This window comes from Arachnia propionica (assembly GCF_003859805.1).
In the GTDB taxonomy this organism is placed as follows: domain Bacteria; phylum Actinomycetota; class Actinomycetes; order Propionibacteriales; family Propionibacteriaceae; genus Arachnia; species Arachnia propionica_C.
On record NZ_RQZG01000006.1, the window covers coordinates 132,798 to 158,306 of the forward strand.

Genomic DNA, 25,509 nt, shown 5'->3' on the forward strand with positions numbered 1-25,509 from the left:
CACCAAGCGGTGGTGTTCCAGAGCTTTGAGGTGGACGTCTTGGTCCCTGTGGGCCATGGGGTCGAGCATCAACGTGGACGCCGACTCTCATCCCGCACGTCCATGTCATCCACGGTGGGAAACGAGGCGTGGTGGAGGTAGCTCCTGCCCGCCAGCGTCACGCTTTGAACTGGGGCCGCTGTAGGCCAGTGAGGCGAATGAGTGCAGGGAACCTGTGGGTTTTCAGCGCCACTCACGCGGTGCGCATCACCGCCACCGGGTCCCGGTTCGCTGCGAGCACCGCGGGTGGGATCGCCGCCAGCAGGGTGGTCAGGCAGGCCAGCACCGCGACGGCGAGGGCGAAGTCCAGGCCCGGGACCTGACCCCACAGCGCCCCCAACCCCACCCCGAGGGTCATCCCGCCGAGCGCCCCGATCCCTGCCGGGACGGCGGTGCGCAGCGCAACCAGGGCGACGAGATCAGCGCGGGTGATGCCGAGGGTGCGCCGTCGGCCGAGGTCACGGCGTCGGATCAGGACATCGGCCAGCACCACGACAGCGACGAAGAACCCCCCGGCCCCGAGGATCAACAACAGTAGCGAGCGCCCGAACCCGGTGATCTGCCGCTCCACGAGCTGCCCGGCCGCGGCCGCAGCCAGCGGGGAGTCCACACTGAGCTTGTTCGCCCCCGCGGCCACGATGCCAAGAGCCGCATTCTGGGTGGCGGCGGTGACCTCGATGCCTGCTGAGAGGGTCTTCACCTGACGCAGCGGCTGGTCGTCGGTCACCGTGGTCACGGCCATGCTCGCCAACTCCTGAAAAGGCGCCTGAGGAGTGAACGACCCGACGATGGCCCATTGGCGGCCGTTCGGGCCGTTCAGGAAGCCGACGGGCTCGGCCAGGCCGAGCCTGCGCTGCACCTCGATGGATACCACGGCCTCCCCGGGGGTGCGGGGCAGGCGGCCACGGGTGAGGGTGACGGCACGTTCGATGTCGCCGACGAGCCCGACCAGCGCCACCTTGGGTTCCCCCACCGCGCCGTTGACCACATCGACGGGGGTGTTGCTGCCGACCACCGCCTCGACGGTGGACAGGTTACGCAGCACGGCCACGGCGGCGGGGCTCAACGTCTTGGAGCCGTTGACATCGGTCACGGTCAGGGTGCGGGCGTTCGGGCCTGCCAGGTCGCGGGCCAGATCGGCCTCAAGTGCCGCCTGGCGTCCGACGGTGACGAGGGCGACGCACGCCGTCGCCGCAACGACGAGGGCCACGAGGGCGCTGGGGACGGGGGAGCAGCGGGCGGCGGTGAAGGCCTCGCGGAGCAGATCGACGGGTCTCACAGGCTCAGCACCTCGTCGGCTCGCGCCACGACGCTGGGGTCGTGGGTGGCGACCACCACGGTACGGCCCTCCCCGGCGGCCTCGGCGAGGGCGTCGAGGACCAGCGTGGAGTTGTCCGGGTCGAGGTTTCCGGTGGGTTCGTCGGCCAGCACGATGTCGGGGGAGTTGACCAGGGCGCGGCAGATCGCCACGCGCTGTGCCTGGCCACCGGAGATCTGGCCGGGGCGGTGGTCGGCGCGCTCTGCCAGGCCGAACCGGGTGAGCAGGTCACGGGCGCGGGTGCGCAACTCATCGCGGTCGGCCCCGGCGTAGAGGCCGGGCTCGGTCACCGAGTCGAGGATGATGCGTGATGGGTCCAGCTCGGAGTCCTGGAAGACGAAGCCGATGCGGGTGGCCCGCAGCCGTGCCCGCTGGTGGTCGGGCAGGGTGGAGGCCACGTCGTCGCCGATGGTGACGGTGCCCGCGGAAGGGGTGAGCATGAGCCCGAGCACGTACAGCAGTGTGGACTTGCCGCGCCCTGATGCCCCGGTCAGCGCGGTGACCGCACCCGGGGTGAACCGGTGGCTCAGGCCGTCGAAGAGTTCGGTCTGTCCCTTGGCGTAGGCGAAGCGCAGATCATCGACGTTGAGGGTGGTCATGAGGGCGAGGCCTCCGGGGTCGGGTTGGACGACCCGAGGACCCGCACCTGCTCGCCCGGGTTCACCCCGTCGACGACGGTGAGCCCCTCGGCGACGGTGCGGATGGTGACGGTGCGTTGTTCGTCGCCGCTGCTCGTCACGACGGTGACGGTGGTGGTGGCATCCGGCTGGGTGGTGAGAGCGGCGACGGGGACGACCGGCCCGGTCTCCGGCGGGATGATCTGGACGTCGGTGAGGAGGTTGGCCTTGCCGGGTAGCGCGGCGCACTGGTCACCGCACAGCAGGGTGCCGTCCTGGGCGGTGATGGGGACGCTCACGCCCTGGTCGTTCGGGATGTGCTCGCCGGTGATTCCTTCCCAGGCGTGGTCACCGTGGCGGACCTTCACGGTGGTCTGGGGTGGTACGAGTTCGGCCTGCTGTGGGGTGAGCACCATCGCGAAGGTGGGGTCGCCGCTCATGGCGCGCACGACGACCTCACCTCCTGCCACGGGGGCGCCGGGCCACAGGATGGAGGTGTCGAGGCTGACCTGGGTGGGCAGGGTCGGTACGGCCACCAGCTCCCCCAGGTTCATGGTGCCGGTCTCGGGTTGACCGGCGGCCTTCTGCCAGGCCCGCATCGCGGCCGTGGTGGAGGAGCGCCACTGCCCGTCGGGGGCCTCGGTGGTGTGCCCGGCTACGACGAGGGCCGCCTGCACCTGAGCCACGTCAGGGCCGCTGTCGCCCTCACCCAAGGGCCGGTGGAAGGGGGTGGTGCCTGCGATGACCCGCACCGCCACCCCGTTGACGGCGTAGAGGACGTCGCCGTTGGTCACCTCGCCTCCGGGGCCAACGGAGGTGACGGTGCCGTCGAGTCGGTTGACTGCGGCCGGGGCGCTGGCGCGTTCAACGGTGGTGCTGAGGGTCAGCACCCGGCCGAGTTCCTTCTCCACCACCTCGACGGTCACCGACGAGTCGTCGGCCTGGCCGGTGGCCTGGGGCGGGGCCAGAGTGACCCGCCCGGCCCAGAAACCGGCTGCCGCTGCCAGCGCGACAGCTCCGGCAAAGATGGCCTTCTTCATTCATCCTCCATACAGGGCTTTGTCCGGTGGGAGTTCAGGGCAGGCCTCGGCAACATCTTTGGGAGGCACCGTGGTCTCGGAATAGGGCCACCAAGGGGCACTGTCCGTGCCGCTGAAGGTTGCGATGTAGACGTCGCGGGTGGGTTTGTCCTTCTCGTTGACGGGCTGGTCGTGGGCTTTCATGCAGGGGATGTAGTACTGGGTGAAGTAGTCGTAGAGTAGACCCGCTTGTTCATCAGTGTATTCGCCGTGGAAACGGGGGTCCAAGGTGTACTGTGCTTCACACACGTACCAAGCGATGTCAAGAGATTGTTCTTGCTCCTTGGGAGGGCTCCCGCTCGAGAAGGCTACTCCGAGTGTGTCTGGTTCGGCTGGAAAGCCACGCTCAGTGAGGCATTGCGCCATCGTTTCGGAGTATTCCTTGGTGCCGTTCACCCAGCGGATCAGTTGCACATCGCCTGGCGGGCCGTCGCTGGGCTCCAAGCGTTTCAGGTACTCGGTTCGGGCGGCCCAGCGTTCTTCCTCGGTGTAGGTCTTGGGGGTGATCTTCACGGTTGGTTCCCACAGGTTGGGGTCCCAGGTCTGGGGTGCGGTGGCGCTGGGGGCGCTGGCTTCTGGTGGGGGTGTGCAGCTGGTCAGGGCGAGGGTGCATGCGCCTGCGAGGAGGGCGGCGAGGTGGATCCTGGTCATGTCAGCCGCCGTAGAGTGCTTTGTCCGGCGGGAGTTCAGGACAGGCCTTTTTCACGTGTTGGGGTACCACTGCGACTGGGTAGGGCCACCAGGGGTCTGCGTCCTCGTCATTGTATGTGGCGATGTAGACGTCGCGGGTGGGTTTGTTCTTCTCGTTGACGGGCTGGTCGTGGGCTTTCATGCAGGGGATGTAGTGCTGAGTGAAGTAGTCGTAGACCACTCCTAGTTGTTCTTCATTCCAGTCGTCGTGGTAGCGGGGGTCCAAGCTGTATTCTGCTTGACAGACGTACCAAGCGATTTCGAGGGCATCATCTTGTTCTTCAGGTGATCCGCCATTCGGGAAGATGACACCTCTGGAGTCCACCTCGGCCTCGGCGGGGAAGCCTCGCTCGGTGAGGCACTGGGCAACCGTGGTCCAGTGCTCGGCAGGGCCTTCGGTCCATCGGATCAGTTCCACCCCGGGCACGGGGCTGTTCTTCGGCTCATCGTGTTTCAGCAACTCTGCGCGGAGGGCCCAGCGTTCTTCCTCGGTGTAGGTCTTGAGGGTGACCTTGACTGGCGGTTCCCATGCGTTGGGGTCCCAGGCCTGGGGTGTGGTGGCGGTGCTGCTGGGGGCAGCGGCCTGTGGGGGTGCGCAGCTGATTAGGCCGAGGCTGCACACCCCCAGCGGGAGGGTCAAGAAGGTGGATGCTCTCATTCGTAGACGATGCAGGTGCCACGAGTCTTGTGCGCCTCAAGGGTCTGCGCGCTGACCGACCAGTTGGTACTGCGGTAGTTCGACTTGACTGTCTTGGAGCGGGCGTAACCTCGGTAGAACTGGTGCCCACCGAGTTTTATGATCATGAGATCGTAGCGGCCGTATTTTGCTCCATGGACGCCAGCGGTGGTGTTGTTGTAGCAGTTGATTCGGCCTGATGTGTATGCAGCTTCAGCCGGTGTCACCGTCAGTGAGCCGAACAGCATGGCGGCTGCCGCGAGGGCGATGAGTCGCTTCTTCGTCTTCATCACCAATCACTCCTTTGGTAGTTGGGTGGCAGCAGCGTAGCAGCCCGTGACTCCCCGGGGAAGAGGTTTCGGCGAAGAAGTGCCGAAGTCTACCCGAAAGTTACGTTTTCCCGCGTTGACAAGGGTTTTTGCCCTCTGGTCTCCGGTTGGGAAGATGCCTGTCTGGTGGTGATGAGGCGGGGCTGGGCCGGTGGATCGAGCAGCTCGGTGGCGTAGAAGGCCGGGTAGGCGGGGCGGTCCTGGCCGTAGCGGCTGAGCGGTACCCAGACCGGCTGCTCCCGTCGCCCGTCCGTCGTCACTCCGCCCGGCCGGATCGGCTGTGCGGGGTCGAAGGTCATGAGGAAGTGGAAGGAGACCTCATGGCAGGCCCGGCCCACCAGCAGCGGGGAATGCTCGTCGGTGAAGAAGTTCTGGTGGATGAACAACAGCCGGTCGATACCGTAGTCAACTCCCAGCTCCTCGCGCACCTCACGGATCACGGCCTCCTCGATGGTCTCCCCGTGCTGCACCCCGCCGCCGATCGTGTACAGGTACGGATCGGTCTGGTTGCTCATCATGAGCACCGAGCCCTCGTGGAGGATGACGGCGACGGCGCGCAGCCGGAACCAGCGCGCGCCGTCGTCGAAACCGCAGTCGACCTCAGCCACACCGCACGCCCGTGGCGTGGTTCGGGCAGTACCCGCCCGGGTTCTTGTGGAGGTACTGCTGATGCTCCTCCTCCGCCGGGTAGAAGACCGCGCCCGGGGTGATCTCGGTGGTGATCCGGCCGTAGCCCGACTCCGTCATCCGGGCCTGGAAGGCGTCACGCGACGAGGTGGCGGCGGCCAGCTGGGCTTCGTCGGTGGGGAAGATGGCGGAGCGGTACTGGGTGCCGACGTCGTTGCCCTGCCGGAATCCCTGGGTGGGGTCGTGGTTCTCCCAGAACAACCTCAGCAGGTCGTCGTAGCTGATCCGCGCCGGGTCGAAGACCACCTGCACGGTCTCGGTGTGACCGGTCTGGCCCGTGCAGGTCTCCCGGTACGTCGGGTTGGGGGTGATGCCACCCATGAACCCGACGGCGGTGTTGACCACACCGTCGGTCTCCCAGAACAGCCGCTCCTCGCCCCAGTAGCAGCCCATCGCGAAGTGGGCCACCTCGCAGCCCTCGGGCACCTCGTCGAGCGGCAGACCGAGCACGGCGTGCCGGGGGATCGGGTCCAGGATCGGCTGATCGCGCCCGGGCAGGGCCTGCTCCGGGGTCACCAGCTGCGGGTTGAGCCTGCGTCGAAGAAAACCAGCCACGTCAATGTCCATGGGGACAAGAGTATGGGGCCGTACCAACAGGTGCATCCGCTGCGGGTCCTCGTCGCGACCCCCTGATGCCCCGAGCCAGGCCGATTCACCCCATCTTCACCCCATCACTCCCGGGGATTTGCCTGCCTTGGGTCAGAAATGCCTGTCTTGTTCGGAATTGCCTGCCCAACAAGACAGGCATTTCCGAACAAGACAGGCGAGCTGAAGTCAGGACAGGCGAACCGGACTCAAGGCAGGCGAAACCGGCGGGCGGTCACAGCGTCCAGTCGATGGGAGTGGCGCCCTGCGCCTCGAGGGCCGCATTGGCCCGGCTGAACGGCTTGGAGCCGAAGAAACCGTTGCGGGCCGACAGCGGCGACGGGTGGGCGCTCGCGATGACCGGGACGTCGCCGAGCAGCGGGGTCGTCGACTGGGCGTCGCGCCCCCACAGGATCGCGACCAGCGGGCCGCCGCGGGAGGCCAGCGCCGAGATGGCCGCCGTCGTGACCTCCTCCCAGCCCTTGCCCCGGTGCGATCCGGGACTGCCCGGCGCCACCGTCAGCACCCGGTTCAGCAGCAGCACGCCCTGGTCGAACCAGGCGCTCAGGTCGCCGTGCTGGGCGGGCGGGATGCCGAGGTCGTCGTTCAACTCCTTGTAGATGTTGATGAGGCTCTTCGGCAGCGGCCGCACGTCCCGGGCGACGGAGAAGGACAGCCCGACGGCGTGGCCGGGCGTGGGGTAGGGGTCCTGGCCCACGATCAGCACCCGGACATCCGCGAGGGGGCGGGTGAAGGCGCGCAACACGTTTGCGCCGTCGGGAAGATAGCTGCGCCCGGCGGTGATCTCGTCGCGCAGGAAGTCGCCCATGGCGTGGATGCGGGGTTCGACGTCGGCCAGTGCCTCGGCCCAGTCGGGGGCGATGAGGTCCTTCAACGGTTGTGCCATGGCAGCCACTCTATGGCATCAGAACACGGCCAGTCCGATGGCGACGGCGTGACAGACGGCGGCCGCGATGGTGCAGGCGTGGAACAACTCGTGGAAGCCGAAGACACGCGGCGACAACCGGGGCCACCGGGTGCCGTAGGAGATGGCCCCGATGGAGTAGATGACTCCACCCGCGGCCATCAGGATCACGACGGCGGGGCCGCCGCTGGCCCAGAACTCGCCGATCCAACCGAGAGCCACCCACCCCATCGCCACGTACAACAGCGTGTAGAGCCAGCGCGGTGCGCCGATCCAGCAGGTGCGGAACACCACACCGAGGATCGCGATGCCCCAGATCAGGCAGAGCAGCACCCAGCGGGAGGAGCCCTCCAGCAGGGTGAGGGTGAGTGGGGTGTAGGTGCCCGCGATGAAGACGAAGATGTTGGAGTGGTCGATCCGGCGGAACAGCTCCAGGGTGGCGTCGCGCCAGGTGCCGCGGTGGTAGGCGGCGCTCACGCCGAACAACTGCACCCCGCTGAGGGTCCACACGGCGACGCCGATCCGCCCCGCCAGGGTCGGCGCGAAGACGGTGAGCACCAGGCCCGCGATGAGCAGGGCAGGGGTGAAACCGAGGTGGAGCCAGCCCCTCAGCAGGGGCTTGACGCCCCGGGAGTCGAGCCGGGGCGGGGAGGCGGGGGAGTGCTGCATCATCAACCTACGTTTCAGTAACCTACGCTTCCGTAGGTTACCCCCTTGGCGTGATCGATCCAACCGGAGCCGCGCCTTGCGCACCACAATAGTATGTGCGCATACTATCGGCATGACGATGCTCAGCTCCTTCCGGGTCACCAGCCCGCTACCGCCGCGGACCATCTTCGACTGCTGGGCACGCCCACAGTCCTGGCCCGTGTGGGATCCCGAGGTGAGCGAGGTCGACTTCCGGGGCCCAGCCGCCGTGGGGGCCGTCGGGAAGCTCAAGCCCCGCAGCGGACCAAGTGCGACGTTCACCATCACGGTCCTGGAGCAGGACCGGTGTCTCGTCAACGAAACCTCATTGCCCGGGGCGCGTCTGGTGTTCCTGCACCAGGTGGAGCCCGGCGACGACGGCAGCCGCGTCGTCGTCGAGGTGTCGGTGGTGGGGGCACTCGGTTGGCTCTGGGGCAGGCTCCTGCGCCGCAGCTTCGCGAACTCCGCACAGGCCAGCGGGGAAGGGCTGCTGCGCCACCTCGAGGGCGAGCCCGCATGACCTCCCGATTCGACGACCCAGGCCGAAGCCCGGGGTTCCTGCTGTGGCGGGTCACGCTCCAGTGGCAGCGAGCCGTTCGGGCGGCGCTGGAGCCCGTGGGCCTGACCCACACCCAGTTCGTCGTGCTCGCCGCCGTGTGGTGGCTGGAGCAGGAGACCGCCGAACCGCCGTCGCAACGTCGGGTGGCCGAACTGGTCGGCATCGACCCGATGACCACGTCCCAGGTGCTCCGGGCGCTGGAGGGCAAGGGGCATCTGAGCCGCGTCGACGGACGGGCCGACGCGCGCCAGAAGCTCATCGCGCTGAGCCGCGAAGGGGTGCGTGTCGCGGAGCAGGCCGTGGCCCTCGTGGAAGAGGCGGACGGCGTGTTCTTCGCAGCCGCCGACGAGCGAGTCCTGGTGGAGCAACTGCGCTCCGTGACGGCGTCCCGGTGAGTTGGTGGCTCCTCCCGAGGTCCGCGAATCAGCTCATCTCGAAGAAGTCGCCTCTGGGGCGAAACGGCAGGTGACAGCCCTTCGGGACCAGGAAGGCGTGGTCGCGGGGGACGGTGAAGGTGTCGCAGTCGCCGTCGGTGATGATGAGGATGGGGCCGTTCTTCGGGAAGTCCGGGTCCTCGACGAGCTTCCGCACCCCCGGGGCCAGCACCGTGCCGCCCCGGCCCTTGATCTGCACCCGGCCCGCGATGTCCCCGGGGGCCAGCCAGCCGAGGTCGTAGGCGGCCGCGTCGCAGCAGATCACCCGGACGTAGGGCACCTCCTTCGCCTCCGCGTAGCTCGCGATGGATCCCAGGGCCTTGGCCAGGGTGTTGCGTTCCATCGAGCCGGAGGTGTCCAGCACCACCCCGAAGGTCCGGCCGTCGACGAGGTCCGGCTCCCGGTGCGGGCGCGGGATGTCGGGGCTGCTCGACTGGCGGCGGCTCAGCCGTTTCCACGTCCGATGTGTCTCGACGGCAGGGAAGTGGCGGTCGAACCACTGCGCCAGCTGCACCTCCCACGGGATCGGCGGCTGCAGCAGCGCCTTGATCTCCTCCACGAGCCCCAGCGGCAGGAAGCCACGCTCCTGCTGCTGGTGCAGCATCAGACCCTTGCCCAGCTGGTCGCGGCAGAACGCGTCGAGGTCGGTGAACCACGGGGTCCCCTCCATCAGCGGCCGCTCCAGCATGTCCCCCTGCTTCCCGGCCAGCGTCATGAGTTTGCGCTTCAGCCGGATGTCGGTGACGATCCGGTCGTAGACCTCCTCCGCCGAGAGCCCCCGCAGCTCCTCGTCGAACAACAACCCGTGGTCGGGGGCCTCACCGACCTCCATCTGGATCAGCCAGTCGTTGATGACGTAGTCGCAGGCCGCGTTCCACAACAACGGGTCCCGGCCCGCCCGCCTGGAATGGTGCCGCAGCGCCACGTGCAGCACCTCGTGGGCGATGACGAACTTCGTCTCCTCCACCCCCAGCCCCGCCGCCGGGTTGAGGTAGATGGTGCCGAGTTCCTCGTCGACGGCGGCGATCATCACCTTCTCCCGCTGGCACACCTCCACGTTCTCGACGAAGGTGAAGGAGGCCACCATGCTCGCCAGCAGCGGGAACGACGAGGTGAACCAGTCGCGCGCCCGCAGTGTGGTCGCCGACAGCTTGTCCTTGCGCTGCCTGAGCCCACCCTCACCGAAGTTCTCACGGAGCCCGGCGGCCATCTCGACGGCCTGGGTCACCGATTCGCTGATGGCCCGGGCGAAGATCTCCGGCCACGACAGCCACGTCGGCTCCCGCCACCAGCTGCTCCACCCCTCAGGAGAATCCATGCTGGAGACATCCGGCCCGGCCAGGGACAGCGTTGCTGCCCACCCCGGAATGCCCTGCGTGGTGAACTCCCGGTACCAGCGCTCCTCGTCCCACTGCGGCAGGTCCGCTGGCAGCTGCATCCCCTCGGGGGCGCGGCCGAACTTCAGCCCCGCGACGAACCGGGTGGTCACGACGTCGCAGGCGGCCGACCACGCCACCCAGTCTCCGTGATCGGGTCGCCACAACTCCATCGCGTGGTAGAGGCCGGCGCGACCGAGCAGGAAGGCCCACTCCTCCGGGGACGCCAGTCGCTTCGGATGCACGTGGAGGCTGTGGTTACGTCCGACGAGGATGTAACCACGCTCCGGGTGATGTCCCTGCTCGCGACGGTGCAGCGAGAACTGCTCCACCAGGTGATCGAACACCGGGTGCTGACGGACCATTCGAACCCCGTCCTCCCAGGCCTGCTGGGCGGGGGTGATCCGCGACTTGGCGCGGCTCACTGCTTCGGGTCGGGACGTTTCTCGATGAGCCGCGGCAGGTCCCGCACCACCTCGACCATGTACCACGACGGCAGCACCTCGCCGCCCTCCTCGGCCACGACGATCTGCGCCAGCTCCAGGCTGATCTGCGCCAGTTGCTTCAACAGCCCCTTCGACGTGTGGACCAGGGCCTGCACGTCGCCGCTCGCCTCGTTCTTGGCGGCAGGCAGCGTCTTCAGCAGCCGGGCCCGGAACGCCTGCGCCAGGAAGTACAGGATGTCGCGGTCCTTCGGGTCCGACGGCCACGACGCGTCGCCCTTGAGGATGGCGTCCAGCAGGTGCCGGTCGTCGGCGAGCTTCGCGAAGGCCCGGAACTGGGCGGCGTGCTGCGGGGTGAGGCAGCCCGAGGAGATCGCCTCCACCATGTGCGCCGGTGCGTCGTCGCTGAAACCGTTGAGGGCGTCGCTCAGCATGTGCCACGACCGCGGGGTGGAGAACGGCTCCTCATGGCGTGGCGGCTGGCTCCACAGGTGATCAGGACGCTGGGTGAGGTACTCGATCACCATCGGGTGGATGCCCGCCCCGACCGCCCACTCCAGCCACTGGCTGGCCGAGACCCGCATGTGGACGTGCACCATGCGGTTCATCAGCGCCGACGACATCGGTTTGACGATCGCCGAGTCCTGGGCGCGATTGCCCGCCCCGATGACGACGGACCCCTCCGGCAGCTCGTACTCGCCGATCCGGCGGTCGTGGATGAGGCTGTAGAACGCCTTCTGCACGTCCTGCGAGCACGCGTTGAGCTCGTCGAGGAACAGGCAGTACGGCTCGTCGCGGGCGATGAGCGCCGGCGGGCGGAACCGGGTGACGCCGTCGGTGATCTGGGGCACCCCGATGAGGTCCTCCGGCGCCAGCTGACTGCCGAGCAGGGAGACGCACGCCAACCCCACCGACTCGGCGAACCTCTCCACCAGCGCCGACTTCCCGATCCCGGGCGGCCCCCAGATGAACACGGGACGCACGGTGGCGACGTTGAGCAGGAACTCGCTCAGCTCGTTCGGGGTCAGGGTCGCTGCGGCCTGCACGCTCAGCGTCCCAGCTTCTCGGCCACGTAGTCAATGTCCTTGTCGCCGCGCCCTGACAGGTTGACCACGATGATCTCGTCGGCGCCCATCGTCGGCGCGATCCGGGCGGCGTGGGCCAGCGCGTGCGACGACTCCAGCGCCGGGATGATCCCCTCGGTGCGGCAGAGCAGCTGGAACGCCTCCAGGGTCTCGGCATCACTGACCGAGACGTACTCGGCCCGCCCGACCTCCTTGAGGAAGGCGTGCTGCGGGCCGACCGCCGGGTAGTCCAGGCCCGAGGCGATGGAGTGCACCGGCCAGGTCTCCCCGTCGTCGTCCTGCAGCACCAGGGTCCGCATGCCGTGGAGGGTGCCCGGGGTGCCCATCGTCATGGTGGCCGCGTGCTCGCCGACGACGTCGAGGTCTTTGCCGGCGGGCTCCACCCCGAAGATCCGGACCGAGTCGTCCTCCAGGAACGCGGTGAACAACCCGAGCGCATTCGACCCACCACCGACCGAGGCGACCAGCACATCCGGCAGACGCCCCTCCTTCGCCAGGAGCTGCGCCCGGGCCTCCCGCCCGATGATGGCCTGGAAGTCACGGATCATCGACGGGTACGGATCAGGCCCGACCACCGAGCCGATGGCGAAGAAGGTGTCGTGGTGGTCGGAGGCGAACACGGAGAAGGCCGAGTCGACGGCGTCCTTGAGACAGCGCCCTCCGGACTCCACCGGGATCACCTTTGCGCCCAGCAACTCCATCCTGACCACGTTCGGCCGCTGCTTCGCGATGTCGATCGATCCCATGTGGATCTCGCACTCCAGACCGAGCAGCGCGGCCGCCGTCGCGAGTGCCACCCCGTGCTGTCCCGCCCCGGTCTCGGCGATGAGCCTCCTCTTGCCCATCCGCCTGGCCAGCAGCCCCTCGCCCAGACAGTGGTTGATCTTGTGTGCACCCGTGTGGTTGAGGTCCTCGCGCTTGAGGTAGATCCTCGCCCCACCGAGATGCCGGGTCAGGTTCTCGGCCAGGAACAGCGGCGACGGTCGACCCACGTAGTCGGCGAGCAGGGCCTCGTACTCGGCCTGGAAGTCCGGGTCCCGGCGGGCCTCGGCCCAGGCCGCCGCGACCTCCGCGATGGGTGCCTCCAGCTGCGGGGGGAGGAAACGACCACCGTGGTTCCCGAAGAACCCGGCCTCGTCGGCATTGGTCAGCGAAGTCATGGGCCGAATGCTAGCGCTTGTCGTCCTCGGTCCCCGCGTCGTATATACCAGGGGCGTCATAGATCAGCGATGCGCCGTCGGCGGCCCTGCGCAGTTCCTTCGGGGCGATCACCCGGGCGATGTGGTAGACCGCGATGACGACGATGGTGCCGAGCGCGATCCCGCCGAGGGAGAAGTTCCCGATGGGCAGCTGCACGTCCCCGATGCCGATGATGATGCCGGCAGCGGCGGGGATGAGGTTGATGGGGTTGCCGAAGTCGATCCGGTTCTCCTTCCAGATCTTCGCGCCCAGCAGACCGATCATGCCGTAGAGCACCACGCAGATGCCGCCCAGCACAGCACCGGGGGTGGCGGAGATGACGGCCCCGAACTTCGGGGAGAACCCGAAACCGATGGCGACCAGCGCGGCGACGACGTAGGCGGCGGTGGAGTAGACCCGGGTGGCGGCCATCACACCGATGTTCTCGGCGTAGGTGGTGGTGGGCCCGGCACCCACGAGGGTGGCGAGCATGGAGCCGCCGCCGTCGGCTGCGATGGCGCGTCCCATCATCGGGTCCAGGTTCTCGCCGGTCATCTCGGCGACGGCCTTGACGTGGCCGGCGTTCTCCGCGATGAGGGCGATCACCACGGGCAGTGCGATGACGATGGCGGACAGGCTGAACTGCGGCAGGTGGAAGCCGACGACGTTGCTGGTGCTGCCCTGCACCCACGTGCTGAGGTCGGTCACCGGGGGAAGGCCGAACCAGTCGGCGGCCTGCACCGCGCTCCAGTCCACACGGGATGCGGTCACACTCTGACCCTGGTCGTCGAGGGTGGTCACGGGGCCGAGGAGGGCGTCGAAGAGGCCGGCCAGCGCGTAGCCGATCACCAGGGACAGGAAGATCGCGATGCGTCCGAGGAAGCCGCGCAGCCCGACACTGAGCGCGATCACGATGAGCATCACGATGAACGCCAGCCACGGGTCCTTCGGCCAGTACACCTTCGCCACGACGGGGGCCAGGTTGAAACCGATGAGCATCACCACGGCACCGGTGACCACCGGGGGCAGGGCGCGGTGGATCACCTGGGACCCGGCGACGTGGATGATGAGCCCCACCATGAACAGGGTGAGCCCGACGACGAACAGCGCCCCCGACAGGGTCGCGGGGTTGCCGCCCGCGTTGTACACCGCCGTCGCGACCCCCACGAACGAGGCCGACGAGCCGAGGTAGCTCGGTACCTTGTGCTTCACGACGAACAGGAAGATCAGGGTCGCGATCCCGGACATCATCACAGCGAGCTGCGGGTTGAGCCCCATGAGCAGGGGGAACACGAACGTGGCCCCGAACATCGCGACGACGTGCTGGGCGCCCAACCCGATGGTGCGGCCCCAACCGAGCCGTTCCGTCGGAGCGACGACCGCTCCGGGCTCAAGTACTCCGTCGTTGTGCAGTTTCCACCCGAGCATTGCCGTCCTTTCCTCTGGCGGGTCCGCCGGAATGTTACGCCTTCCGGGCGCTGGAGTGAGCACGAACTGGCGGGTTGCTTGACTGTGAAACGTTTCATATGGGGGTTCGTGGAAGCAGAACGGCGATTCGTGCCTGTGTGAGCGCGCGGGGTGCCGACCCGGCAGAGCGATCATCTAGGGTTGACCCATGGTGCGAGACGTCGTGGTGCTGGGGGCGACCATCGCGGGGCTGACCGCGGCCCGGAGACTCGCCGCCGAAGGGTTCGCCGTGATGGTGCTGGACCCGAACCCGGAAGCGACCTCCGCCGCCATCGGGCACGGGGTGGGGGCGGTCGCCCATGCCAGCACCTGCGCCAACATGGCGGGGGCCTACGGGGAGGAAGCGGCCGCGGAACACGTGCGACGCAACCTGGCGGGGCTGGAGGAGATCCGCAAGGTCCTGGCGACGGCGGGGATCACACCGGGTGAGACGAGACTGAACGATCATTCGCTGGGTGTGGCCCTGGTGCGTGAGCTGGACCGGGTGCGACGGATCATGGCCGGTGCCGGGGCCGAGGTGGAGATCATCGACGGGCCGAGCGGGCCGGGGCTGGGCTCCAGCGTGCTGTTGCTCGATCCCCACGAGTACGCGACGGCACTCCACGCGCAGGCCCACCAGGCAGGGGCCCGCATCACCCACGACGTGACGGTCACCCACATCCGTCGCCTCGACGGGGTCACCGAGATCACGATCCGTCGCAACCTGGCCTGGGTGCGCGACGTGGAGGTGGTCTCGGCCCACGCCGTCGTCGACACCCTCGGCGTCAGTCCCTGGGGGGCCTTGGCCGGGGCAGGTCGCGCCCAGTACGTGCCGACACTGCGCCTCGAGGCACCCTCTGAGGAGGTCCGGCTGCACGCCGGTCCGCCGGTGTGGATGCGACGTCCCGTGGCGGAGGGCACCCTGCTGCTCGGCCCGAAGTGTGCTCCTGCCCAGCTCGTCCCGGCCGCTGCGGCGCTCGCCACCTGGGCCGCCACAGAGTTCGGGGTCGAGGGGGACCGTGAGGGACAACTGGTCATCGACCCGAGTGACCACGGCCGCCCGATCGTGGGCGCCTCGGCCATCCCGGGCGGCTTCTACACGCGGGGCAACGGGCGTGGCGAGTTGATGAACGGCACCGCGTCGGGCTGCTATCTCGCGGCGTTGCTGCTCGGGGTCGACGTGGCGCGCAACGTCGGCCTGCCCTGGGCCTCGAAACTCAGGGCCGTCGCCACGAGAACTCTGTTCCGCAGGACCTAGTCCGCCTCCGACGGGATCCGGGGCCACCCGCCGGTGGGTCAGATCCAGGTGCCGAACCACATCCGCATCAGCCACTGGCCCCGGGTGAGCAGGGTGTCGGTGAGGATCGGGTGGATGAAGGCGAAGTTGAGGACCACCAGGGCGATCGCCACACCGATGAACATGGCGTTGCGTTGCCGGTTGGGGCCGTTGGCCGGGCCGAGCAGTCTGCCCATCGCCATCGCCAGTCCCGTGACGTAGAACGGCAGCAGCACGATGGCGTAGAAGAAGAACAGGGGGCGTCCCGCGTACTGGAACCACGGCAGCCACACCGCCAGCACCCCCAGGACGGGGACGGCGAAGCGCCAGTCGCGGCGCCCCAGCCACCACCACAGGCTGGCGACCAACGCGGCGCAGGCCATCCACCACAGCAGCGGTGTCCCGATACCGGAGATCACCCTGAGACAGGTGTCGCCCACGGCCTCGCAGCCCTGTTCGCCGCGTTTGATGTCGTTGACCGCATCGATGCCGATGGGACGCACCGTCAGCAACCAGCCGAGCGGATGGGCCTCGTAGGTGTGGGTGGCGTTGACCATCATCCCCTCACCGACGTGGAACTCGTAGGCCGAGACGTGGTACTTCCACAGCGACCCCAGCGGGGCGCCGAGGAGTTTCACGACCGGGTCGTCGGGATTCTGCTCCCCCCAGTTGCGGAAGTACCCTCCCGAGGTGAACAGCCAGCCACTCCAGCTGGCGATGTAGACGGGGATCGCCAGCACCACCGTCGAGACGAAGGCCATCGGGGCGTCGATCACCAGTGACCGCAGCATCCCCACGACGTGGGCGTAGAGCACCAGAGCGGTGACGGCGGCCACCAGCAGACCCGCCAACACGTACCCCAACCTGCCGCCCAGCACCGCCGTCGCCGCACCACTGAGGATGACGGCCACCGTCCAGCTGCGCCAGGTCAGCACGTGTAGCGTCCCGCCCCCGGCCAGGGACCGGGCCCCCAGGTCCCAGGCGACGGTGACGATGCCGAAGACCGCCATCAGGTACACCGAGTTCCACTTCACCGCACACGCGGCCCCGAACATCACCCCGGCGACGATCCGCCACGGCCGAAACAGCAGCAACGGCCCGAAGGAACCGCCGAGATCGGTCAGGTCGTGGGCGCGCAGGTGTGCGGCGAGTCTGGCCCGGAACCAGTCACGGTCCACCACCAGGGCCAGCACGGCTGCGAGACAGAACACGGCCTGGAAGATGTCGAGCAACGCGATCCGGCTCATGGTGAAGGCCAGGCCGTCGAAGGTCAGCAGCACGCCCGCGATGCCACCCACCAGGGTGGAGCGGGAGACCCGGCGGGCGAGCAGCACGGTGAGGAACACCAGCAACGCCCCGAAGACGCACGCCATGAAACGCCACCCGAAGGAGTTCATGCCGAACCAGTGCTCACCCAGCGCGATGAGCCACTTGCCCAGAGGCGGATGGACCACGTAGTCGGGATCCGACAGCAAACCGCTCAGATCACCCTGGGCGATCTTGTCATTGGTCTGGAACTGCTCGTTGTTGGCCCATTTGCGCTCGTACCCGGACTGGAGCATCCCCCAGGCGTCCTTGGCGTAGTAGGTCTCGTCGAAGACGATCTTGGACGGGAACCCGAGCCCTGCGATCCGTAACCCGAAGGCCACCAGGGCGATCACCGAGGCGACGAGCCAACCCTGCCGAGAATCACGCAGCCTGCCGTCCTCAAGGGCGTCGATGGTGGTCAGCACCCGGACAGTCTATGTGCACTCGGCCCACCCATCCCGTCCACCGGACACGATCGGCTGGCTGTCGGTCGCACCGAGGGTGCCCGACTCGGTGACTCGAGCCGGGGGCCTGCGGGCTCTCGCCCCGGACCCGTCGCGGAAGGCGACCGTCTAGGCTGGTGGCATGGAGGACTCAGCCGACGGGACGCTGGTGCTGGCGGGGACGCCGATCGGCTCGCACACCCACGCCAGTCAGGCGCTGCGGGATGCCCTCGCCCTGGCCGATGTCGTCGCCGCGGAGGACACCAGGCGGTTCGCGACGCTGCTGCACCGGATCGGGGTCACCACACGGGCCAAGGTGGTGTCCTACTTCGAGGGCAACGAGGCGACCCGTACCCCGGAACTCGTCGGGGCCATCGCCTCCGGGCAGCGCGTGGTGCTGGTCACCGACGCGGGAATGCCATCGGTCAGCGATCCCGGACATCGACTGGTGGCGGCCTGCATCGAACGAGACCTGCGGGTGACGGCCGTGCCGGGGCCGTCGGCGGTGCTGACCGCCGTCGCCGTCTCCGGACTGCCCTCCGAACGGTTCTGCTTCGAGGGGTTCCTGCCCCGGAAGCAGGGCGAGCGGTTGACCCGGATGCAGGACCTGGCCGCTGAGTCCCGCACGATGGTGTTCTTCGAGGCCCCGCACCGACTCCACGACTGGTTGCAGGACGCCGCCCGGACCTGGGGGCCACGACGACGCGCCGTGGTGTGTCGGGAACTGACCAAACCCCACGAGGAGATCCGTCGCGCGGGCCTGGCGGAGTTGGCCGCATGGGCCGCTGACGGGGTCCGCGGTGAGGTGACGCTCGTCGTCGCGGGAGCCGCCCCCCGGGAGGTCGGGGTGGATGACGCACTCACGATGGTCGCCGAGAGGGTGACCGCGGGTGAGAAACTGTCCGGGGCGGTTCGGACCGTCGCCGACCTGCTCGGGGTACCACGCAAGAAGCTGTACGAGGCCGCCCTGGCCGCCAGAGACACGATGGGGGAGACATGACCCTGCCAGACACCCTGCCGAATGCGCCTGAGATGCTTCCTGCGCATGTCATCGACAACCACACCCACCTGCTCAGCACCTACGAGCACTCCGGTCTCGAGGCCGGTCCCGGCCTCGCTGCGGCGGCCGCCGTCGGTGTCGCCGGAGTGGTGGACGTCGGTTACGACCTCACCTCCTCGACGGCAGCCGCAGAACTCGCCGCCACCCACCCGATGGTGCGGGCCGCCGTCGCCATCCACCCCAACGACGCCGCCCGGATCGTGCAGCGCGGCGACTTCGAGCAGCTCGACCGGGAGATCGGACGGATCGCTGCCCTGCTGGGGCGCCCCGGAGTGGTCGCCGTGGGGGAGACCGGGCTCGACCACTACCGGACCAAGGACCCGGAGGGACTGGCGGGGCAGGTGCACTCCTTCCGCGAGCACATCGCCCTGGCCCGGGAGCACGACCTGACCCTGGTGATCCACGACCGTGACGCCCACGACGACATCCTGAAGGTCCTCGACGCCGAGGAACGGCCCGAGCGGGTGGTGATGCACTGCTTCTCCGGGGACCGGATCTTCGCCGCGGAATGCCTGGAGCGTGGGTTCTGGCTGTCCTTCCCGGGGGTGGTCACCTTCGGCTCGGCGGAGTCGTTGCGGGAGGCGGCCCGGACGGTGCCGCTGGAGCGGATCCTGGTGGAGACCGACGCCCCTTACCTGACCCCGAAGCCCGAGCGCGGCCGTCCCAACGCCCCCTACCTGCTGCCGCACACCGTCCGGTTCCTGGCGGAGCTGCTCGAGGTGGAGCTGGCCGAGTTCTGCCGGCAGGTGAGCGCCAACACGGAGGCCGCCTATGCCACCAGGTGGAGCACTGATGCCTGAGACCGGGCTGCTCGATCCCCACTCCATCCGGGACATCGCTGCGGAACTGGACCTTCGTCCCACGAAACAGCGGGGGCAGAACTTCGTCATCGACGCCAACACGGTGCGGCGGATCGTCGGACTGTCCGGGGTGGGAGCCGATGACGTGGTGCTGGAGATCGGTCCCGGGCTCGGGTCGCTGACCCTGGGGCTGCTGGAGGTGGCGCGGGCGGTCACCGTCGTGGAGATCGACGAGCGCCTGGCGTCACGGCTGACCCGCACGGTTGCGCAGCGGCTCGGTGAGGAGGCGGCGTCGCGGCTGGAGATCGTCACCGCTGACGCCCTGGAGGTGAGCGAGCTTCCCGGGCCGGCGCCGACCGCCGTGGTCGCCAACCTGCCGTACAACGTGTCGGTCCCGGTGCTGCTGCACCTGCTGGAGACCTTCCCCACCTGGCAGCGAGGACTGGTGATGGTGCAGCTGGAGGTCGCGGATCGGCTGGTCGCGGCACCGGGCTCGAGGACCTACGGGGTCCCGAGCGTGAAGCTCGCCTGGTGGGCCGGTGCGGAGCGGGTGGGAACCGTGCCGCCGAAGGTGTTCTGGCCGGTGCCGAACGTCGACTCCGGGTTGGTGCGGCTGCAACGCCGTGACCCGCCGTCCACGCAGGCGTCGAGGGAACAGGTCTTCGACGTGATCGATCGGGCCTTCGCCTCCCGCCGCAAGATGCTCCGGGCCTGCCTCGCGGGCAGCTTCGGTTCCGGTGCCGCGGCCTCGGCGGCCATCGCTGCGGCAGGCATCTCGCCCGAGGTGCGGGGCGAGGTGCTGGACATCGCGCAGTTCGCAGCGATCGCGGCTGAGCTCCCGGGCTGAGCACCTGCCCAGCGGGTCGACGGGATGAGGTGGGTGCTAGGTTGAGGACGTGGCTGAAGTCGTGGTCAAGGTCCCGTCCAAGGTGAACCTGGCGCTCCTGGTCGGGGAGACCGATCCCGAGGGGTATCACCGGCTCGGGACCGTCTTCCAGGCGGTGTCGCTCCACGACGAGGTGCGGGCACGTTCCGCCGAGCCGGGGTGTTTCCGGCTCACGTTCCGCGGTGAAGGGGCGAGCTTCCTGCCCGTCGACGGGACCAATCTGGTCACCCGGGCCGCCAGGCTGCTCGCTGAGACGCACCGGGTGCGTGACGCCGGGGTGGACTTCCTCGTGCACAAGCACATCCCGGTCGCAGGCGGCATGGCCGGTGGGTCGGCCGATGCCGCAGCGGCGCTGGTCGCCTGCAATGAGCTGTGGGGGCTGGGGCTGCGCACCGACGACCTCCATCCGCTCGCCGCGCAACTCGGGTCGGACGTGCCCTTCCTGCTCCACGGTGGAACCGCGATCGGCGCCGGTCGCGGCGAACAGCTCCGTCCGCTCCGGACCACGGGGACCCATCACTGGGTGCTGGCACTCAGCCACAGCGGTCTGTCGACCCCCGCGGTGTTCAAGGAGTTCGACCGGACCACCTCACCCCGGCCCACACAGGTGGCCCCCGAACTGCTCACGGCCCTGGAGCAGGGCGACGTGGCAGGTGTCGCGCAGCTGCTCACCAACGATCTCGCGGCGGCGGCCCTCAGTCTGCAACCCGACCTGGCCGAGGTGATCCGGATCGGGATGGGGGCCGGTGCCCTCGGCTCGGTGGTCTCCGGCTCTGGCCCCACCATCGCCTTCCTGTGTGACAGTGAGGCGTTGTCCCTTCAGGTGGGGGAGGCCCTGCGGGTATCCTCAAGGGTCCGTGCCGTCCGACGCGCGGTCGGCCCCGTCCCGGGGGCCCGAATCGAGTAGTGCCCACGACCAGGAGGTGCCCATGGACGAGGTGGACGAGGTCCTCGCCGCCTGGGGACGTGAACTGCCGGAGGTCGTCACCTCCCCGCTCGGCATCTGGTCACGCATCACCCGCCTGGCCGGGATCCTCGACACCGAGCGCAAGCGATGCTTCGCCGAACACGATCTGGAGATCTGGGAGTTCGACGTGCTGTCGGCGCTGCGCCGGGCCGGGCACCCCTACCGGCTCTCGCCCGGTCAGCTGCTCCAGCTCACCCATGTCACCTCCGGCACCATGACCAACCGCGTCGACCGGCTCCGTGCCCGAGATCTCGTGCTCCGGGAGTCGGATCCCAATGACGGCCGGGGTGTCGTGGTGGAGCTGACCTCCAAGGGACGCAAGGCCGTGGACCGAGCGCTGCAGGCCCTCGTGGTCATGGAGGAACGGCTCCTGGCCGCGTGGTCCCCTGAGGACCGCGACGTCCTGGCCGAGATGTTGCGCAGACTCCTGGCGGACTCCAGCGCCTGAGGGCCCCGCCGGACCGTCACTCCTTCGGGAACCCCCGGGAGGTGCTCCCCGTGGCGGCTGCGCGACCACGGGATGAACGCTCAGGACCTGCCCCCGAGCCGCTCCACCAACAGGTGCGGGTCCGCCTTGAGGTTGGCCATGCCGTTCCAGGCCAGGTTGATCAGGTGCCGGGCCACCACCAGACGATCCGGTTCCCGGGTCTCCAACCACTGCTGGCCGGTCATGGTGACCAGACCCACCAGGGCCTGCGCGTAGAGCGGTGCGAAGGCCGGGTCCAGGCCCAACCGGGCGAACTCGGAGGCGAGGATGTCCTCCACCTGCATCGCGATCTCACTCAGGATGGAGGCGAACGAGCCGTTCGGGTTGGCCAGCGACGAGTCCCGGGACAGGATGCGGAACCCATCCGGGAAGGCGTCGATGTAGTCGAGCAGCGCGAGCGCCCCGCGCTCCAGGGTCTCGCGGGCCCTGGCCCCCGGTGTGGTCAACGCGTCACGGATGGTGGCATGGAGCCGGGTGGTCTCCTGCTCCACCACCTCCTGGTACGCGCCGTCCTTGCCGCCGAAGTGCTCGTAGACCACCGGCTTGGAGACCCCGGCCCGGGCCGCGATCTCCTCCACCGAGGCACCCTCGAAGCCACGCTCGGCGAACACCGAACGGGCGATCAGGAGCAGCTGTTCGTGACGTTCCGCAGCGGACAACCTCACGCGGGTGCGTTTGGTGCGAGCGCGGGCGGACGTGGGCATGCCCTCAGTCTGGCCGATCCGGGGGCGAATCCCAAGCCGGGGCCCGTACCACTCACCCCGGTGGCGGGCCATGCCGCCACGGACACCCGGCGAGGTGGTCGTTGACCAGGCCGACGGCCTGGAGCGTGGCGTACATCGTCACCGGGCCCACGAGACGAAAGCCCAGCTCCTTGAGCCGCACGCTCAGGGCTTCCGACTCCGGTGTGCTCCCCGGGATGTCCACCGGTGACCGTGGCGGCGAGGCCCTCGGCTCGGGGGCGTGTTCACGCAGCAGGTCCCCCAGCCGCATGCCGCGCCCGTGCAGGACGACCACGGCACGCGCGTTGTTGATCGCGGCACGGATCTTGCGTTCGTTGCGGATCAGTGTGGGATCACCCATCAGCCGGGTCACGTCGTCCTCACCGTAGGCTGCGACGACACCCGGGTGGAAGTCCGCGAAGGCCCTCCGGAACGCCTCCCGTTTCCGCAGCACCGTGACCCAGCTCAGTCCCGCCTGAAAACCCTCCAGGGCGATCCGCTCGAACAACGGGGCCTCATCCGGCTCATCTGGCACGAGGCGGCCCCACTCCTCGTCGTGGTACCTCTCGTACAGCGGATCCCCCGTCCCGAAACACCGCTCCATGATGACCTCCTCGTGACTCGTCCCACTCCGGGCTGATCTCCTGTTGTCACCATCATGGGCACGCGCACCGGCGAGAAGTCATCCCGGACCAGAAATCGTCAGAACTGTGGACAACCCCCGGGAGCGCTAGAATGACCCATGGCCTGCAACACAGGTCGATCCCCGGTTGGTCTTTCGGCAGGGCCCGCCTGACTTTGAATCAGGACAAGCGAAGTAGGTTCGACTCCTACCCGGGGAGCCACCACGTGACACACCCCCTGTCTTCCGGCCACCCCCGGTATTGTTGGCCGCGTGAGGCCCGAACGGGCCAGCCTGCCAGGGAGGAGACCCAGTTGAGCGACCACCTCGTGACCACCCCAGATCCAGTCCAGGCAGTGGTGGTTCTCGCCGCAGGCGGGGGCACCCGGATGAAATCCAGACGATCGAAGTTGCTCCACGAGGTGTGTGGGCGCTCCATGCTCAGCTACGCGGTCTCCGCAGCCGCGGCACTCAACCCGATCCACCTCGTCGTGGTCGTCGGACACCAGCGCATCCAGGTGGCGGAGCACCTCGAGTCCCTCAACGAGACCGTCACCACCGCCGTCCAGGATCAACAGCTCGGTACGGGACATGCCGTCGGTTGTGGTCTGGCCGGGCTTCCCGAGTTCGACGGCGAGGTGGTCGTCACCTACGGCGACGTGCCCCTGCTGACGGGTGAGACCCTGCAACGTCTCCTCCACGCCCACCGCACCGAGGGCAACTCCGTCACGGTGCTGACCGCCGAGGTCGACGATCCCTCCGGATACGGCCGCATCATCCGGGTCGAGGGAAGGGTCGTCGGCATCGTCGAGGACCGTGACGCCGACGAGCGGCAACGCGCCATCCGTGAGATCAACTCGGGCATCTACGTCTTCGACGCCGCGACGCTGCGCACCGCTCTCGGTCAGCTCGGCACCGACAACGCCCAGGGGGAGCAGTACCTCACCGATGTCCTCCGCTTCGCCCACGACCAGGGGCGAGGGGTCGGGGCCATGGTCATCGACGACGTGTGGCAGACCGAGGGGGTCAACGACCGGGTCCAGCTGGCCCGCATGAACGAGGAGCTGAACCGTCGCATCGTCGAACGGTGGATGCGTGACGGCGTGACCGTCGTGGACCCCCGCACCACGTGGATCGACATCGACGTGGACCTGGCCCAGGACGTGACCCTGCTGCCCGGGACCATCCTCCAGGGCGCCACCACCATCGGGGTCGGCGCCACGATCGGCCCGGACACCACGCTGGCCGACGTCGAGGTCGGCGTGGATGCCGAGGTGATCCGCAGCCACGCCTCGCTGTCCATCATCGGCGACGGTGCCACCGTCGGGCCGTTCTCCTACCTGCGACCCGGCACCCAGCTCGCCGGCAACTCCAAGGTGGGTGCCTTCGTCGAGACGAAGAACACCATCCTGGGAGAGGGATCGAAGGTGCCTCACCTGTCCTACGTGGGGGATGCCGTCATCGACGAGGGCAGCAACATCGGAGCCGGCACGATCTTCGCCAACTACGACGGGGTCAACAAGTCCACCACCCACATCGGCAAGGCCTCGTTCATCGGGTCCAACTCGGTGCTGGTGGCCCCCGTCGACATCGCCGACGGATCCTTCGTCGCGGCCGGGTCCACCGTCACCGATGACGTGCCCGCCGGTGACCTGGCCGTGGCACGCGGTCGCCAGCACAACGTCGCGGGGTGGGTGGCGAAACGGCGGCCGGGTTCGAAGGCCGCCCGGGCGGCCGAGGAGAACGACGGCACCGTCCATCCGGCGGTCACCGAATCGCGCGCCAAGCAGAAGGGCTGAACCACCGAGATGACCAACCTCACGGCGAACAACAAGCACCTGATGCTGTTCAGCGGGCGCGCCTACCCGGAACTGGCCGAGGAGGTGGCGGAGACCCTCGGGGCCTCCCTGGTGCCCACCCGGGCCCTGGCCTACGCCAACTCCGAGATCTACGTCCGGTTCGAGGAGTCGGTGCGGGGCTGCGACGCCTTCGTGATCCAGAGCCACACCGCTCCGGTCAACGAGTGGATCATGGAGCAGCTCATCATGGTGGACGCGTTGAAGCGGGCCTCGGCCAAGCGCATCACCGTCGTCGCCCCGTTCTACCCGTACGCCCGGCAGGACAAGAAGCACCTCGGCCGGGAGCCCATCTCCGCCCGGCTGGTCGCGGACCTGTTCAAGGCGGCGGGGGCGGACCGGATCATGAGCGTGGACCTCCACGCCTCCCAGATCCAGGGCTTCTTCGACGGCCCGGTGGACCACCTGTGGGGGCTGCCGGTGCTGGCCGACCACGTGAAGGCCAACTACGACACCTCGGACATGACGGTGGTCTCCCCGGATGCCGGCCGGGTCCGGCTGGCCGACATGTGGACCGACAAGCTGGGCTGCCCGCTGGCCATCATCCACAAGCGCCGGGACCACGAGAAGGCCAACACCGTCGCGGTGCACGAGGTGGTGGGGGAGGTCAAGGACAAGGTCTGCATCCTCGTCGACGACATGATCGACACGGCGGGGACCATCACGCAGGCCGCGCTGGCCCTCAAGGAACGTGGTGCCCGCCAGGTGATCTGCGCGGCCACCCACGCGGTGTTCTCGGGACCGGCCGCCGAGCGGCTGAACAGCTCGGGGATGTCCGAGATCATCGTCACCAACTCCCTTCCCATCCGCACGGCGGTGCCCGTGGCGAATCTCACGGTGCTGTCGATCGCCCCGCTGCTGGCGAAGGCCATCAACGCCGTGTTCATGGATGGTTCTGTGACGTCCCTGTTCGGCGGAAAGGCATGAG

27 protein-coding genes and 1 tRNA gene are annotated in these 25,509 nt (G+C 68.5%); 11 read left to right on the forward strand and 17 right to left on the reverse strand.

Features of this window, described 5'->3' with window-relative positions; genetic code table 11:
• Positions 1-232: 232 nt before the first annotated feature.
• The 10 genes from EII34_RS06920 to trhA all read right to left on the reverse strand — a co-directional run bounded on the left by EII34_RS06920 (position 233) and on the right by trhA (position 7,617).
• Positions 233-1,318, reverse strand: a complete 1,086-nt coding sequence (locus EII34_RS06920; RefSeq protein WP_124844279.1) for an FtsX-like permease family protein — start codon at positions 1,316-1,318, stop codon at positions 233-235.
• A complete protein-coding gene (locus tag EII34_RS06925; RefSeq protein ID WP_124844281.1) occupies positions 1,315-1,956 on the reverse strand; it encodes an ABC transporter ATP-binding protein in 642 nt (213 codons plus the stop codon). The genes EII34_RS06920 and EII34_RS06925 overlap by 4 nt, the downstream gene beginning before the upstream one ends.
• Positions 1,953-3,014, reverse strand: coding sequence for a peptidoglycan-binding domain-containing protein (locus EII34_RS06930; protein WP_124844283.1), 1,062 nt, complete (start codon positions 3,012-3,014; stop codon positions 1,953-1,955). Before EII34_RS06930 ends, EII34_RS06925 begins: the two co-directional genes overlap by 4 nt.
• The gene (locus EII34_RS06935) at positions 3,015-3,566 is read right to left on the reverse strand and encodes a hypothetical protein (protein ID WP_124844285.1); all 552 of its coding nucleotides are present in this window, start codon (positions 3,564-3,566) and stop codon (positions 3,015-3,017) included. It abuts the gene before it with no gap.
• Between the two features lie 139 nt (positions 3,567-3,705).
• Positions 3,706-4,401 carry a hypothetical protein gene (locus EII34_RS06940; RefSeq protein WP_124844287.1) on the reverse strand — a complete coding sequence of 232 codons (696 nt, stop codon included), beginning with the start codon at positions 4,399-4,401 and terminating at the stop codon, positions 3,706-3,708.
• Positions 4,398-4,712 (reverse strand): hypothetical protein, encoded by a 315-nt coding sequence (locus tag EII34_RS06945; RefSeq protein ID WP_124844289.1) that lies wholly within the window; start codon positions 4,710-4,712, stop codon positions 4,398-4,400. Before EII34_RS06945 ends, EII34_RS06940 begins: the two co-directional genes overlap by 4 nt.
• Positions 4,713-4,798: 86 nt before the next feature.
• The gene (locus tag EII34_RS06950) at positions 4,799-5,356 is read right to left on the reverse strand and encodes an NUDIX hydrolase (RefSeq protein WP_124844291.1); all 558 of its coding nucleotides are present in this window, start codon (positions 5,354-5,356) and stop codon (positions 4,799-4,801) included.
• Positions 5,349-6,002, reverse strand: coding sequence for a peptide-methionine (S)-S-oxide reductase MsrA (msrA, locus tag EII34_RS06955; RefSeq protein WP_124844293.1), 654 nt, complete (start codon positions 6,000-6,002; stop codon positions 5,349-5,351). Before msrA ends, EII34_RS06950 begins: the two co-directional genes overlap by 8 nt.
• Before the next feature lie 253 nt (positions 6,003-6,255).
• On the reverse strand, positions 6,256-6,927 hold the full coding sequence (locus EII34_RS06960) for a uracil-DNA glycosylase (RefSeq protein WP_124844295.1): 672 nt from the start codon (positions 6,925-6,927) through the stop codon (positions 6,256-6,258).
• A gap of 18 nt (positions 6,928-6,945) precedes the next feature.
• Entirely contained in the window at positions 6,946-7,617 is a 672-nt protein-coding gene (trhA, locus tag EII34_RS06965) for a PAQR family membrane homeostasis protein TrhA (protein ID WP_124844297.1), read from the reverse strand.
• Positions 7,618-7,726: 109 nt separating this feature from the next.
• Here trhA and EII34_RS06970 point away from each other — a divergent pair, with 109 nt between their 5' ends.
• Both EII34_RS06970 and EII34_RS06975 read left to right on the forward strand, forming a co-directional pair.
• Positions 7,727-8,152 carry an SRPBCC family protein gene (locus EII34_RS06970; protein ID WP_185711215.1) on the forward strand — a complete coding sequence of 142 codons (426 nt, stop codon included), beginning with the start codon at positions 7,727-7,729 and terminating at the stop codon, positions 8,150-8,152.
• On the forward strand, positions 8,149-8,586 hold the full coding sequence (locus EII34_RS06975; RefSeq protein ID WP_124844301.1) for a MarR family winged helix-turn-helix transcriptional regulator: 438 nt from the start codon (positions 8,149-8,151) through the stop codon (positions 8,584-8,586). The genes EII34_RS06970 and EII34_RS06975 overlap by 4 nt, the downstream gene beginning before the upstream one ends.
• A 28-nt stretch (positions 8,587-8,614) precedes the next feature.
• Here EII34_RS06975 and EII34_RS06980 read toward each other — a convergent pair whose 3' ends face one another.
• Genes EII34_RS06980 through EII34_RS06995 form a run of 4 tightly spaced genes read right to left on the reverse strand, consistent with a single transcriptional unit; the run spans position 8,615 to position 14,136 of the window.
• Complete coding sequence (locus EII34_RS06980) at positions 8,615-10,426, reverse strand: vWA domain-containing protein (RefSeq protein ID WP_124844303.1); 1,812 nt, start codon at positions 10,424-10,426, stop codon at positions 8,615-8,617.
• Complete coding sequence (locus tag EII34_RS06985; RefSeq protein WP_124844305.1) at positions 10,423-11,490, reverse strand: AAA family ATPase; 1,068 nt, start codon at positions 11,488-11,490, stop codon at positions 10,423-10,425. Before EII34_RS06985 ends, EII34_RS06980 begins: the two co-directional genes overlap by 4 nt.
• Before the next feature lie 2 nt (positions 11,491-11,492).
• On the reverse strand, positions 11,493-12,689 hold the full coding sequence (gene trpB, locus EII34_RS06990; RefSeq protein WP_124844307.1) for a tryptophan synthase subunit beta: 1,197 nt from the start codon (positions 12,687-12,689) through the stop codon (positions 11,493-11,495).
• Between the two features lie 10 nt (positions 12,690-12,699).
• Positions 12,700-14,136 (reverse strand): uracil-xanthine permease family protein, encoded by a 1,437-nt coding sequence (locus EII34_RS06995; protein ID WP_124844309.1) that lies wholly within the window; start codon positions 14,134-14,136, stop codon positions 12,700-12,702.
• A 187-nt stretch (positions 14,137-14,323) separates the two neighbouring features.
• Between EII34_RS06995 and EII34_RS07000 the strand changes: the two genes are divergently transcribed.
• Entirely contained in the window at positions 14,324-15,412 is a 1,089-nt protein-coding gene (locus EII34_RS07000; protein ID WP_124844311.1) for an FAD-dependent oxidoreductase, read from the forward strand.
• Between the two features lie 38 nt (positions 15,413-15,450).
• Here the strand turns inward: EII34_RS07000 and EII34_RS07005 are convergent, their stop codons facing one another.
• Positions 15,451-17,127, reverse strand: coding sequence for a dolichyl-phosphate-mannose--protein mannosyltransferase (locus tag EII34_RS07005; RefSeq protein ID WP_395858079.1), 1,677 nt, complete (start codon positions 17,125-17,127; stop codon positions 15,451-15,453).
• A gap of 196 nt (positions 17,128-17,323) precedes the next feature.
• Here EII34_RS07005 and rsmI point away from each other — a divergent pair, with 196 nt between their 5' ends.
• The 5 genes from rsmI to EII34_RS07030 are packed head-to-tail and all read left to right on the forward strand — an operon-like array spanning position 17,324 to position 21,342.
• Positions 17,324-18,181 carry a 16S rRNA (cytidine(1402)-2'-O)-methyltransferase gene (gene rsmI, locus EII34_RS07010; RefSeq protein ID WP_124844315.1) on the forward strand — a complete coding sequence of 286 codons (858 nt, stop codon included), beginning with the start codon at positions 17,324-17,326 and terminating at the stop codon, positions 18,179-18,181.
• Complete coding sequence (locus EII34_RS07015; RefSeq protein ID WP_124844317.1) at positions 18,178-19,041, forward strand: TatD family hydrolase; 864 nt, start codon at positions 18,178-18,180, stop codon at positions 19,039-19,041. Before rsmI ends, EII34_RS07015 begins: the two co-directional genes overlap by 4 nt.
• Positions 19,034-19,888 carry a 16S rRNA (adenine(1518)-N(6)/adenine(1519)-N(6))-dimethyltransferase RsmA gene (gene rsmA / locus EII34_RS07020; RefSeq protein ID WP_124844319.1) on the forward strand — a complete coding sequence of 285 codons (855 nt, stop codon included), beginning with the start codon at positions 19,034-19,036 and terminating at the stop codon, positions 19,886-19,888. Before EII34_RS07015 ends, rsmA begins: the two co-directional genes overlap by 8 nt.
• A gap of 49 nt (positions 19,889-19,937) precedes the next feature.
• A complete protein-coding gene (locus EII34_RS07025; RefSeq protein ID WP_124844321.1) occupies positions 19,938-20,834 on the forward strand; it encodes a 4-(cytidine 5'-diphospho)-2-C-methyl-D-erythritol kinase in 897 nt (298 codons plus the stop codon).
• A gap of 22 nt (positions 20,835-20,856) precedes the next feature.
• Positions 20,857-21,342 carry a MarR family winged helix-turn-helix transcriptional regulator gene (locus tag EII34_RS07030; RefSeq protein WP_124844323.1) on the forward strand — a complete coding sequence of 162 codons (486 nt, stop codon included), beginning with the start codon at positions 20,857-20,859 and terminating at the stop codon, positions 21,340-21,342.
• Positions 21,343-21,422: 80 nt separating this feature from the next.
• Here EII34_RS07030 and EII34_RS07035 read toward each other — a convergent pair whose 3' ends face one another.
• Positions 21,423-22,040, reverse strand: a complete 618-nt coding sequence (locus tag EII34_RS07035; RefSeq protein WP_221620226.1) for a TetR/AcrR family transcriptional regulator — start codon at positions 22,038-22,040, stop codon at positions 21,423-21,425.
• Between the two features lie 97 nt (positions 22,041-22,137).
• The gene (locus EII34_RS07040; protein WP_124844327.1) at positions 22,138-22,707 is read right to left on the reverse strand and encodes a DNA-3-methyladenine glycosylase I; all 570 of its coding nucleotides are present in this window, start codon (positions 22,705-22,707) and stop codon (positions 22,138-22,140) included.
• A 159-nt stretch (positions 22,708-22,866) separates the two neighbouring features.
• On the opposite strand from EII34_RS07040, the gene EII34_RS15910 reads away from it, so the two are divergent.
• From EII34_RS15910 to EII34_RS07050, 3 genes are all read left to right on the forward strand, one after another.
• Positions 22,867-22,948, forward strand: a tRNA-Gln gene (locus tag EII34_RS15910).
• A 91-nt stretch (positions 22,949-23,039) separates the two neighbouring features.
• Positions 23,040-24,524: a bifunctional UDP-N-acetylglucosamine diphosphorylase/glucosamine-1-phosphate N-acetyltransferase GlmU gene (gene glmU / locus EII34_RS07045; RefSeq protein WP_260425071.1), complete on the forward strand. Its 1,485-nt coding sequence runs from the start codon at positions 23,040-23,042 to the stop codon at positions 24,522-24,524.
• Between the two features lie 42 nt (positions 24,525-24,566).
• Positions 24,567-25,508 (forward strand): ribose-phosphate diphosphokinase, encoded by a 942-nt coding sequence (locus tag EII34_RS07050; RefSeq protein ID WP_395858080.1) that lies wholly within the window; start codon positions 24,567-24,569, stop codon positions 25,506-25,508.
• The last annotated feature ends 1 nt before the right edge of the window (position 25,509 follow it).